At 57.4% G+C, this 12,236-nt stretch carries 10 protein-coding genes; 7 read left to right on the plus strand and 3 right to left on the minus strand.

All coding sequences use genetic code 11. The features are described 5' to 3' along the window. Positions 1–385 precede the first annotated feature (385 nt). The 5 genes from KF719_RS13220 to KF719_RS13240 all read left to right on the plus strand — a co-directional run bounded on the left by KF719_RS13220 (position 386) and on the right by KF719_RS13240 (position 8,303). Positions 386–1,564: a homogentisate 1,2-dioxygenase gene (locus KF719_RS13220; protein ID WP_293509171.1), complete on the plus strand. Its 1,179-nt coding sequence runs from the start codon at positions 386–388 to the stop codon at positions 1,562–1,564. Continuing rightward, a complete protein-coding gene (locus KF719_RS13225; RefSeq protein ID WP_293509172.1) occupies positions 1,548–3,317 on the plus strand; it encodes a DUF1302 domain-containing protein in 1,770 nt (589 codons plus the stop codon). Before KF719_RS13220 ends, KF719_RS13225 begins: the two co-directional genes overlap by 17 nt. A gap of 14 nt (positions 3,318–3,331) precedes the next feature. Next, positions 3,332–4,684: a DUF1329 domain-containing protein gene (locus tag KF719_RS13230; RefSeq protein ID WP_293509173.1), complete on the plus strand. Its 1,353-nt coding sequence runs from the start codon at positions 3,332–3,334 to the stop codon at positions 4,682–4,684. A gap of 98 nt (positions 4,685–4,782) precedes the next feature. Further along, a complete protein-coding gene (locus KF719_RS13235) occupies positions 4,783–5,898 on the plus strand; it encodes a YCF48-related protein (RefSeq protein ID WP_293509174.1) in 1,116 nt (371 codons plus the stop codon). After that, the gene (locus KF719_RS13240; protein WP_293509175.1) at positions 5,895–8,303 is read left to right on the plus strand and encodes an MMPL family transporter; all 2,409 of its coding nucleotides are present in this window, start codon (positions 5,895–5,897) and stop codon (positions 8,301–8,303) included. Before KF719_RS13235 ends, KF719_RS13240 begins: the two co-directional genes overlap by 4 nt. Positions 8,304–8,576: 273 nt before the next feature. On the opposite strand, the gene KF719_RS13245 is transcribed toward KF719_RS13240, so the two are convergent. Genes KF719_RS13245 through KF719_RS13250 form a run of 3 tightly spaced genes read right to left on the minus strand, consistent with a single transcriptional unit; the run spans position 8,577 to position 9,235 of the window. Next, on the minus strand, positions 8,577–8,774 hold the full coding sequence (locus tag KF719_RS13245) for a hypothetical protein (protein WP_293509176.1): 198 nt from the start codon (positions 8,772–8,774) through the stop codon (positions 8,577–8,579). Further along, complete coding sequence (locus tag KF719_RS18155; RefSeq protein WP_363318019.1) at positions 8,775–8,909, minus strand: VOC family protein; 135 nt, start codon at positions 8,907–8,909, stop codon at positions 8,775–8,777. 2 nt (positions 8,910–8,911) lie between these two features. After that, the gene (locus KF719_RS13250) at positions 8,912–9,235 is read right to left on the minus strand and encodes a YciI family protein (protein WP_293509177.1); all 324 of its coding nucleotides are present in this window, start codon (positions 9,233–9,235) and stop codon (positions 8,912–8,914) included. Positions 9,236–9,581: 346 nt separating this feature from the next. Here KF719_RS13250 and KF719_RS13255 point away from each other — a divergent pair, with 346 nt between their 5' ends. After that, positions 9,582–10,784: an alpha/beta hydrolase gene (locus KF719_RS13255; RefSeq protein ID WP_293509178.1), complete on the plus strand. Its 1,203-nt coding sequence runs from the start codon at positions 9,582–9,584 to the stop codon at positions 10,782–10,784. Between the two features lie 59 nt (positions 10,785–10,843). Further along, positions 10,844–12,232 (plus strand): 3-isopropylmalate dehydratase large subunit, encoded by a 1,389-nt coding sequence (gene leuC, locus KF719_RS13260; protein WP_293509179.1) that lies wholly within the window; start codon positions 10,844–10,846, stop codon positions 12,230–12,232. Positions 12,233–12,236 lie beyond the last annotated feature (4 nt).

A 12,236-nucleotide genomic window follows, 5' to 3' on the forward strand; every position in this document is an offset into this window, starting at 1 on the left:
GCAGGCTTCATTGCACGCTAAGCTGATCCTGCTTTGCTGAAGGTCGAACGCGATTTGGTTCTAGCTGTTATCTCAGTTTCATATTTGACCCGCCTGCCCAGTTGCATACGATCAAGTCAAGAAACTTGCCAAACAAAACTGCGATGAAAGCAGTTACCTAGGGAAACGCAAAAGTAATCCGATGAAGCGATCAGGGGTCGCCATGACTGCGGTTCAATTCGGGTTCTCCCGAAAGAGAATCAAAGCGATGCGATTCCATATCAACGGACGCGCTGCCATCGTCTGACTCAAGCGCACGACTAAACCACCGGATCGGTTCCGCCCTCGCGGGATCAAAATGATTTAGCACGTTCTGATGGCCTGAGTTTCTCTGGGGGGTCGCTTCATGCCGCAATATCAATCCGTAGGTAAGTTGCCGCACAAGCGGCATACGCAGTTTCGCGGTCCAACGGGCGCTCTGTTCAATGAAGAGCTAGTTTCCGCGCAAGGTTTTTCGGACGCCTATTCATTGCTGTATCACGTCTCGACGCCGACGGCCGTCCGAGCGATCGTGGAAGCCGGCCCCATGCCCGTGCGGGAATGGGCCAACGAGGTGCATCGTCATCATCTCTTCGACACGAATAAGTTCGCAGGCGTGGGCGGGGACGTTCTGGAGAGCCGCCGGCCTCTTCTTTTCAACGACGACATTATCATCTCGGTCGCTTTTCCGGATCGCGTTGGGCAAGCCATGTATCGCAACGCCTTGCGCGATGAACTGGTCTATGTCGGTGAAGGTGAGGGATCATTATTCACACCATGGGGCCGCTTGCGGTATGAGCCAGGCGACATGATCGTCATTCCGCGCGGCACCACGCAGGATTGGCACCCGCTGGCCGGCTTGAACCATCGCCTTCTTATCCTCGAGTCGGCCACGGCGATCTCGCTTCCGGCGCGTTATCTCACCTCGAGCGGACAGTTTAGCGAGCACTCCCCGGTTTGCGAGCGCGACATCAAAGTTCCCGAACTCGTCGAGCCGCGTCTTGATCGCGGTGATTTTCCGGTGCGTGTCAAGTTCGGTGAAACCATCAACATCCATCATTTGGCGTCACATCCCTTCGATGTCGTCGGATGGGATGGCTGCCTTTATCCCTATGCGATTAGCGCGCGCGACTTCGAACCCGTCACGCGGCGCATCCATACCATGCCCGATGAGCAACAAATCTTCGAAACCGTCGGTGCCGCGATCTGCTGTTTCGTCAACCGTGTCGCAGACTACCATCCGCTGTCGATACCAGCGCCGCCCATTCACTCGAGCGTCGATGTGGACGAGGTCTTGTTCAACATGGGCACCACCATCTTTGGATGGAAAGGCCCCTATCCAGGCATGATGACGTTTCATCCGCGCGGCTTCCCGCATGGTCCAAAACCCGGCGTGCCGGAGGCGACCATCGGCATGAAAGAGCTGGACCTCAACGCAATCATGGTCGACGCCGCGCGCCCGCTTCGCCGGACGCATTGGGCGCAGGATTGCGACGATCCAGGTTATCCGACTTTGTGGCTGAGTGAAAATGAAGCCGCTGAGTAATGTCCGTGCAGGTCGTCGCCAAGAGGCGCAGGCCAAGTGCGGAGAGCATGAATGGTTGCACGCGCGGTTACGCGGCGATCTGAAACTCAATCTCGAAGAGACGGGATTTGAAAAAGGGGGAGTGATGAAAGTTCTACTGAATAAACAATTGCGATATGGCGCTGCTATAGCCGTGTTGACGCTTGGCTTGGTACCTACGGGCGTCCATGCCTTCCAGATTGATACGGGTTCCGACGTCAAGATTCGTTGGGACAACACGATAAAATACTCAGCCGCGTTTCGCGTCCGTAGCCCGGACGACAGGCTGCTCGCCAACGTCAATGGCGACGATGGCAACCGGAACTTCGACAAGGGACTGATTTCAAACCGGATCGATCTTCTGTCGGAGTTCGACATCTCCTATCGCGGCTTCGGCTTCAGTGCCAGTGGCGCGGCTTGGCGCGATCAGGTCTATTTCAGCAATACTGACAACGACTCGCCCGCCACGGCGAACTCATACTCGGTTTCAAACGACAGTTTCACAAGAGAAACGCGCGACCAGCATGGTCAGAAGGTTGAACTTCTGAATGCCTTCATCTACGGCAACGTCGATCTCAGAGATGTCCCGCTAAATTTCCGAGCGGGTCGTCACACGCTGCTCTGGGGCGAAAGCCTGTTCGGTGCGGATAACGGCATCGCCTACGGTCAGGCGCCGATCGATTATGTAAAGTTGAACAGCGTGCCGAATACCCAGGCAAAAGAGCTGTTCATGCCGGTCACTCAGATATCAGGAACGGCACAGCTTACCGAGCAGCTTACGGTTGCCGCCTACTATCAGTTGGAATGGCGTAAATCGCGCATTCCCGCCGCAGGCAGTTATTTCAGTGACGCCGATATCCTCGATCGCGGTGGCGAAAGGCTTTCCTTCGCACCGGTCGTCGGCATCGCGGACCTCTATCGCGGCGACGATCAGGAGGCCTCCGACTCGGGCCAGTTCGGTGTTTCGTTCCACTACCTTCCCTCCGGCATCGATCTCGATCTGGGCTTCTATGCCTTGCGTTTCAACGACAAGCAGCCGCAGGTCTACCTTTCGCCTGGCGCGGGTGTGGGCCCTGGCAGTCCGCCGGACAAAGTGGGCGAGTATTCGCTCGTCTATGCGGAAGGCATTGAGCTCTACGGCATCAGCGCCTCGACGACGCTTTTCGGTATGAATGTCGCCGGCGAAGTGTCGACGCGGCGCAATACGCCGCTGGTGAGTTCCGTCGTGCTCGCGCCGGGTCAGGTAGCCGACAATGATGGCAACCCGGCTTATGCCGTAGGCAATAGCTTGCATGCGCAGATCTCCGCGATCCAGGTCCTTGGGCCGGGACCGGCGGGACTTTGGGACAGCGCAGTGCTGCTTGGCGAAGTAACCACCAACCACGTTATGTCGATCACCGAGAACGAAGCTGCTTTCGACCCCGCGCGGTCGCGCACCGCAGTCGGCTTCCGCGGTGTTGTGGAAGCTAGCTACTTCCAGGTTGCTCCAGGTATCGATCTGACCGTGCCGATCGGTCTCGGCTACAACCCGCTCGGAAAGTCGGGCGTCGCCACAAAATTCAACAGCGGCGGCAACGGCACGACGCGCGGCGGCGACGTCAGCATCGGCCTGACGGTTCTCTACCAGCAGACGTGGCGGGCCGGCGTCAACTACACGCATTACTACGGCAATCACGAAACGCAGACACAACTGGACCGCGATTTCATTTCATTCACGATCCAGCGTTCATTCTGAGGAGGAGTAGAATAATGATGAGTTTCAGATTGAGTTGCGTTGTGGGAGCGGCATCGCTGCTTCTGATGAGCGCAATTCCCGCATACGCAGGCGTGTCCGCGGAAGAGGCCGCGAAATTGAAAACGACACTCACGCCGATGGGCGGCGAGCGGGCGGGAAATGCCGACGGAAGCATTCCCGCTTGGGAAGGTGGCCTCACGACCGTGCCAGCCGACTACAAGGAAGGGGACAGGCTTCGCGATCAGTTCCCGGATGACAAACCAAAATTCTCGATAACGGTCGAGAACGTTGCTCAGTATCAGGATAAACTGCCTGTCGGTGTCGTTGAGTTGATGAAGAAATATCCAACCTATCGGGTGGACGTTTATCCGACAAGGCGGACGGCCGCCATGCCGCAGTATGTTTACGACAATGTCTTCGCCAATGCGACGAATGCGACGATCACCCCCAATGGTGACAAGCTGGATGGCGCGATCGGCGGTGTTCCGTTCCCGATCCCGCAGACAGGCCTTGAAGCCATCGCCAATCATCTGCTCGCCTGGCGCGGCACGACGGTGAGCTGGCAAGCCGCGAACTATGTGGTCGACAGGAGCGGGACTGCCACTCTGTCGTCGGACTTCATCGTCGACTACCAGTTTCCCTACTACTATCCCGATGCCAAAGTGGGCGAGACGCGCTACTACGATTTGACGACATATGCCGTCAATCCGCCTTTCCGCACCGGTGAGTCCGTCCTCTTCAAGGCATCGATCAACGTCGGTCAGGTGTCTCAAGCCTGGCAGTATCTGACGGGCCAGCGTCGTACGCGGCAGGCACCGAGCGTCGGCTACGATACGCCGGATCCACTATCGTCCGGCATCCAGAGCTACGACCAAATCCAGGTCTTTTTCGGTGCGACGGATCGCTACAACTGGAAGCTCGTCGGCAAGCAGGAAATGTACATCCCTTACAACAACAACAAGTTGTGGATGGGTGAGCATGACAAGATCACGACGCCCAACCACGTCAATCCCGACTACGTGAGGTGGGAGCTGCATCGCGTCTGGGTAGTCGAGGCGACGCTCGCCGAAGGCAAACGCCACGTTCTGACAAAGCGGCGTTTCTACCTTGATGAAGATTCATGGATTGCGGCGGCCGGCGACAACTGGGACGCCCAGGGCAATCTCTACAAGTTCGACCTCAGTTATCTCACGCAGGCGCCTCAGATGCCGGCGATGCTCGGGACGATCTTCTCGACCTACGACCTGAACAAGGGTGCTTACGTTATTCTGAACCTCACTTGGGACGGAAAGGCGATGAAAACCTATCCGCGGAAGCCGGATACGGCCTATACCCCGGCTGCTCTGGCGACAGCTGGCGTGCGCTAGCCGCGCCTTAGACGCCGGTACGAGAAAAAGGGAGGGCGCCCGGTGGGCATCCTCCCGCTTCCGCGCCAATCTTTCGTTTCTGAGTAAGAGAATTGCAGATGATCGAGCGTACTCTCCAACCATTCAACCGGCCCTCTCTCATCTCATCGGCGCTGGCAAGCTTCATTTTTGTCCTTCTATGCGCGGCGGCCCCGGCGGTCGCAATGCCGGACGTCCTGGATCGCCCGGCGCCGGCCGGCATTACGCTGGAGCGGACCGTGTTGACGGCGATCGCTCCGGCGGGGAAACGTTTCATTGCCGTCGGCGAACGCGGCACCATTGTCCTGTCAGATGACGACGGCAAAAGCTGGCGCCACGCAAAAAATGTTCCTGTGAGCGTCACGTTGACGAACGTCCACTTTCCCACACCCACAACCGGTTGGGCGGTTGGCCATCTGGGCGTCATTCTTCATTCCACCGATGGCGGAAGCACTTGGATACGTCAGTTCGACGGTGTCAGAGCGGCGTCGTCGCTGCTCGATGCGGCGAACAAAACGAACAATCCGGGGGAAATCGCCAACGCGCGGCTGTTTGTCAAGGACGGCCCGAACAAGCCATTTCTGAAAGTCTTGTTTCAGAATGAGAGGCACGGATTGGTTCTCGGCGCTTACGGACTCATTTTTTACACTGACGACGGCGGCGCAACATGGCAGCCGTGGCTGGATCGTCTTGAAAATCCGGGCGGTCTGCATCTTTACGACATCAGCGTCGGCGAGACTGAAACCTACATCGCCGGAGAGCAAGGGTTGCTTCTCCACTCGGCAAACGGGTTCCAGCACTTCTCTCCGATGCCGACGCCTTACGATGGATCCTACTTCGGATTGCTTCGCATCTCCGAGCACGAATTGATCATCTATGGGTTGCGCGGAAATGCTTTGAGATCGGACGACGCGGGGGAAAATTGGACGAAGGTTCTTCCCGGAGAAACGGATTCAATTACCTCCGGCATCATTTTGCGCGACGGGCGCATCATCCTCGTGGATCAGGGTGGGCAACTTCTGGTCAGCCACGATCGAGGCCGCAGCTTCATTGTAGTGAAGCTTGAGGATGTTTGGCCTTTTTCCGATCTGGTGGAAGCGGCTGACGGAGGTCTCATTCTCGTCGGGTCGCATGGGGTTAAACGCCTGACCACTCAAGATCTTGAAGCCTCGTTGAGTACGGATAAAAATAAATGACGCCGCACGTAGCAGCCATAGAAGACCAAAAAATAATCCGAAATATCAAGGATTTCGACAAGCACAGCGGCTCGATCGTCGAACGGATATTTTTTAATTTCAGGCCGCTGGTTCTGCTGGTCTGCGCCGTCGTGACGGCGCTGCTCGGTCAGCAGGCGCTCAAGGTTGAATATAACGCCAGCTATCAGAGCTTGATCCCGGCTTCGCATCCGTTTGTACAGAACCTGCTCAAACACGCGAGCGATCTCAATGGCCTCGGCAACAATCTACGCATCATCGTCGAAGCTAGGGAAGGGACGATTCTCGACGCGGACTATCTGGAACGACTTCGCAAGATAAACGACGAGATATTCCTGCTGCCGGGGGTCGACCGTCCCTGGGTCAAATCCTTGTGGACACCGACCACTCGCTGGCTTGGCGTAACCGAAGCTGGTTTTGACGGGGGAACCGTCATCCCCGATGACTATGATGGCTCTCAGGCGGCTGTCGAGCAGGTGCGGATAAATATCAGCCGGGCAGGTGAAATCGGCCGCCTCGTCTCTAACGATTTCCGCTCGAGCGTTATCGTCGCACCGCTAATGGACGACACGCATAGATCTCTCGATTACGGCAAGCTGCAAACGCAACTTGAAGATTTGCGGGCGCGCTACAGCGACGACAAGACAAATATCCGCATTGTCGGCTTCGCCAAGATCGCCGGCGATCTGATAGAGGGGCTCGGGCAAATTCTTGCTTTCTTTGCCGTCTCGATCATGACGACCTCGGCGATGGTTTACTGGTACACGCGTTGCGTCCGCAGCACGTCGTTAGTGGCGAGCTGTTCGCTGATGGCCGTGATCTGGCAGCTTGGCTTGATGCATATACTGGGCTTCAAACTTGATCCTTATTCAATTCTAGTGCCGTTCCTGATTTTCGCCATCGGCATCAGCCACGGCGCCCAGAAGATGAACGGCATTACGCAGGACATCGGGCGCGGCACACATAAGCTTGTTGCAGCGCGATACACGTTCCGGCGACTATTCGTCGCCGGCCTGACCGCATTGGTCTGCGATGCTGTCGGCTTTGGTGTGCTCTATATCATAGACATTCCCGCGATCCGCGACCTGGCATTGGTCGCCAGTCTGGGCGTGGCCATTTTGATTTTCACCAATCTCATTCTCCTGCCGGTCCTGCTGAGTTACACCGGCGTCGGCAAGGCCGCCACGATACGCAGCATGAAGAGTGTTTCGGATGAGAGCCCGACGAAACATCCCTTTGCCGCGTTCCTCGACCTTTTCACGCGCCGGAATTTCGCCTTGCTGGCCGTTGCGGGAGGAGTATGCCTTGCGGTGTTCGGCTATCATGTCAGCCGCGACCTGAAGATCGGTGATCTTGATCCTGGCGCGCCCGAGCTGCGGCCGCATTCGCGCTACAATCTCGACAACGCATTCCTCAACAGCCACTACGGCATGAGCAGCGACGTCCTGATCGTGATGGTGGAAACGGAAGTCAATAAGTGCAGTCAGTACAGCACATTGATGACGGTTCAGGCGCTTGAATGGAAACTCCAGACCCTTCCCGGCGTTGAGCAGACATACTCGCTGGCCGACCTTGCCAACGTCACCGCAGTCGCGATGAACGAAGGTAACCCGAAATGGTATCAACTGCTGCCGGATCAGACGCAGCTCAACTCAACCGTTAGCCGCGCGCCCGTCGATATGTATGGACGCAATTGCGACTTGGTTCCGGTATTCGTCTATCTCCGCGACCACAAGGCCGACACGCTGGATGAGGTCGTTACCGCTGTTCAGGATTTTGCGGAAGCGAACGACACTGAGGAAGTGCGGTTCAAGCTTGCAGGCGGTAATGCGGGCGCCGAAGCGGCGACGAATATCGTCATCAAGGACGCGAGCCGCACCATGCTGGTGTGGATCTACGGCGCCGTGACCCTTCTGGCGATGGTCACGTTCCGCTCTTGGCGGGCCGTCGTCTGCGCGGTGTTGCCGCTGATGCTGACCTCGATCCTTGCGGAGGCACTGATGGTGTGGCTTGGCATGGGTGTAAAAGTAGCGACATTGCCAGTAACGGCATTGGGCGTCGGCATCGGCATTGACTACGCACTCTACATTCTAAGCGTGACGTTGACGCAGCTTCGCGCGGGCGCGACGCTTTCGGCTGCCTACTATCAGGCTTTGCTGTTTACCGGCAAGGTCGTGCTGCTCACCGGTGTTACCCTTGCGGGCAGCGTCGCCATCTGGGCTTTTTCGCCGATCAAGTTTCAGGCGGACATGGGCATCATGCTGGCCTTCATGTTCTTGTGGAACATGGCGGGCGCACTGATCTTGTTGCCGGCTCTGGCCCGTCTGCTTTTCGGATCCGGGAGGTCTCAAGCGGATTCTTCGGCAAAAATCGCGACGGCCGCGTAAAGCGAGGCTGGGTTGGAAGCAGTCGTTTCTGTGAAAGATGCCGGCCGACTGATATGAGGTTCAGCTATTCGGCAGGCGACCTACGAAATCCCGGTGCCAATCCTCGTGGCTTTTAAAACCGGGCATCCGCAGGCATCGCGCTGCCGTGCGCGTTGTGATTTCCTCGTCAGTGAGACTGAAATCGAGAGGTTCGAGCAAGGATTGGGGGATGTACCAGGAGGTATCGCAGAACATTTCAATGCGATTCCCTTCGGGATCGCGAAAATAGATCGATCACGTAATGCCGTGCGTGACGGTATGCATCTCCGATATGGGTTCGTCGGCGAGCAGCCGATGATAGTAACGAAGATCGGTTAGCCGGCGAAGACGAAAGGAAAGTTGGTTGATGACATTGAAGCCGGGCGCCGCCGGTCGACCAGAGGCGATTACGATCCGGTGATGCTCCCGAGGATCGCGGTTGAGCAAAGCCACTCACCGCATTTCGTTGACGACGCCTCTGTCGGTAATGAAAAAACCAAGGACGCGCGCATAAAAATCCTCCATCCGCACCATATCGTGAACAAAGGCGCCAACATGGCTGAAGGCAAGATGCGGATTGTCAATCATGACTATGACGAGGCCGAGGTGATGACCAGCGCCTCGGGACCCCAGCTCTCAGGCGCCTCGGCGGAGCGTATGGTCGGATCCCAGGCGACGAGATCGAATTCGGCCACGCCCGCGATGACGAAGGGATCACTCTCGGCGATCGAACGCGCCTCTGCTTCCGTTTGAGCCTTGAAGATGATGACACCGCCTACGCGTGGCGTACGGCGGCCTGCGATCAGAATATGGCCCAGTGCGATATTGCGGCGGAGCCATTCGCGATGCGAAGCAAGACGGGCGTCGATCTCTTCCAGCGACCTGATATAGCGCGAGATTTCGAGGTAAAGCATGAAAGCCTCCAACTGAATGTCTTGAAAGTTCGTCGATAGGACCGTCGCCGCGGCGGTCGCCGGTTCAATCGCGGTCTGAGAAATTTTTCATCGAAGGTTACGCGGCGGAATAGCGCGGTCAAATAGGGAATGGAGATAGCAGATAGAACGGTCGCCATTCAGCTTCGCTCATTTCCAAAGATCCATGATCGGTTGAACGCGCCGCGACGCTATATCAAAAAGCGATAGAAGATAGCGCCTTTATAGAGCTTGTGCATCGAGGGTGCACGACCGAAAAGTGGCCGGCAGCAGAGTTCGATTGCAGAGCGGATCGAGCCGCCATCTAGTTCGCTTTTCGGAGAACACCGTGAAGATAGAAGACGTTGTACGCAACAACGAAACCCGATTTACGCGCCTTCCGGCCATCCTTCAGTTTGCTGAGCAGTCTGCTTTCAATGAAGTCTATGGTTTTGCGGGTAGTCAGGGCGTCACAGTTCTGGAAGGCCAACGTCTGGTTCCGGTTGGAAAGCCGTCGAAGACCGTCTACATATTCATGCATCCAAGTTCGACGCTTCAGTTACTTCCCATGCCGCAAGCTTTAGCCAGCGCTGGCATGCATGTGATCTGCGCCGCGAGCCGCTATCCCAAGCAGGACAGCGCCCTCATCATGGAGAAGGTGGCGATCGATCTGGGCGTCTGGATTCGCTGGGCGAAGGAATCCTGCGGTTATGAGCGTGTAATTCTTGTTGGCTGGTCCGGTGGCGGATCGCTGTCTCTCTTCTATCAAGCCGAAGCTGAACATCCAACGATCACTCACACGCCTGCGGGAGATCCGGTGAACCTGGTCGATGCGGGATTGATACCGGCCGACGGCGTGATCTTCATCGCGGCGCATAAATCGCGCGCAGAACTACTCACGGAATTTCTAGACCCCTCCATCCGCAACGAACTCGATCCTGATGACCGCGATCTTGAGCTGAGCATTTACGACGAGGACTGCCCGCACAAACCTCCCTTTGATGCGGCTTTCATCGCGCGGTTTCGGGAGGCGCAGATCGCGCGCAACCACCGCATCACGGCCCGATGCCAGGAACAGCTCGAGAAATTCAGGAAGACTCGATCTGCTGAAGTCGAGCGCGGCTTCGTTGTTTATCGCACGATGTGCGATCCGCGCTGGATTGACTCTACGATAGAGCCTAACGACCGAAAGCCCAACTGGTCCTATCTCGGCGAGCCGCGCATGGCGAATGTGATCCCGGCGGGATTGGCGAGATATGCAAGTCTCAGATCGTGGCTCAGCCAATGGAGCTACAACTGCTCGAACGTCACTGTTCCGAAAACAGCGCCGCGCATTCGCAAAACACCGGTCTTTCAAATCGAGAATTCCGCCGACGATGCAGTGCCGGCAAGCCACAACGCGGCGGTCCGCGACGCTCTCGGAACGTCCGACAGGGAATATCTGATAATCAAAGGCGCCACACATTACTACGTCGGTCAGCCCGATTTGCTGAAGCAGTGCATCGATGCTGTTTACGACTGGAGCATGCGCAAGGGGTTGTTGACATCTTGAGCAAATGTTCTCCGTCTGAAATCAGGTATGGCGTCCCGTCCGGTTCGAAACCCCGAACCATGTACGACAAAATATGGGATGCGCATCTGGTCGAGCTGAACGAGGACGGCACCGGCCTCCTCTATATCGACCGGCATCTCGTGCATGAGGTCACGAGTCCGCAGGCTTTCGAGGGTTTGCGCATGAGCAAGCGCCCGGTTCGCGCACCGGAAAAGACGCTCGCCGTGGCTGATCACAACGTGCCGACGACCGACCGCTCGAAAGGCATCGCCGACCCCGAGAGTCACATTCAGGTCCAGACGCTCGAAGACAATACGAAAGCCTTCGGCATCCAGTATCTGCCGATGAGCGACATCCGTCAGGGCATCGTCCATATCGTCGGACCGGAGCAGGGCTTCACGCTGCCCGGCACCACTATCGTCTGCGGCGATAGCCATACGTCCACACATGGCGCATTCGGCGCGCTGGCCCACGGCATCGGCACGTCGGAAGTTGAGCATGTGCTGGCGACCCAGACGCTGATCCAGTCCAAGGCGAAGAACCTACGCATCAACGTCGTCGGCAAGGCACCCAAGAGCTTCACCGCCAAGGACATCGCGCTTGCTGTCATCGGCCATATCGGTACAGCGGGCGGCACCGGCTATGTCATCGAGTATGCCGGCGAGGCGATCCGCGATCTGTCGATGGAAGGCCGTATGACCGTTTGCAACATGACCATCGAAGGCGGTGCGCGTGCGGGCCTCATCGCGCCCGATGAGAAGACCTTCGCCTATGTGATGGGCCGTCCCCGTGCGCCGAAGGGTCCAGCCTGGGAAGCCGCCGTTTCATATTGGAAGACGTTGCCGTCGGACGAAGGCTCGCATTTCGACCGCGAGGTGATCATCGACATCGCGAACCTCCCGCCGATGATTACCTGGGGCACGAGCCCCGAAAACGTCATCAAGATCACCGACCGCATCCCCGATCCGGCGCTAGTCGCCGACGAGGGCAAGAGGCATGCGCTTGAGCGCTCGCTGATTTACATGGGCCTCACGGCAGGCACGCCGATCACGGATGTGAAGATCGACCGCGTTTTCATCGGTTCCTGCACCAATGGCCGCATCGAGGATCTGCGCGCCGCCGCCGCCATCGCCAAGGGCCGTCATGTTGCTTCCACCGTCAATGCGATGGTCGTGCCAGGTTCAGGTCTTGTGAAGGCGCAGGCTGAAGCCGAAGGTCTCGACAAGGTGTTCATCGAAGCAGGTTTCGAATGGCGTGAACCCGGCTGCTCGATGTGCCTTGCCATGAATGCCGACAAGCTCCAGCCCGGCGAACGCTGTGCCTCCACGTCCAACCGCAATTTCGAAGGCCGTCAGGGTCGCGGCGGTCGTACGCATCTCGTTTCGCCCGAAATGGCAGTCGCGGCGGCGATTGCGGGTCATTTCATCGACGTCAGGGAGATGGATTGAAACG

The sequence above is a fragment of the Parvibaculum sp. genome (assembly GCF_019635935.1).
GTDB lineage: Bacteria > Pseudomonadota > Alphaproteobacteria > Parvibaculales > Parvibaculaceae > Parvibaculum.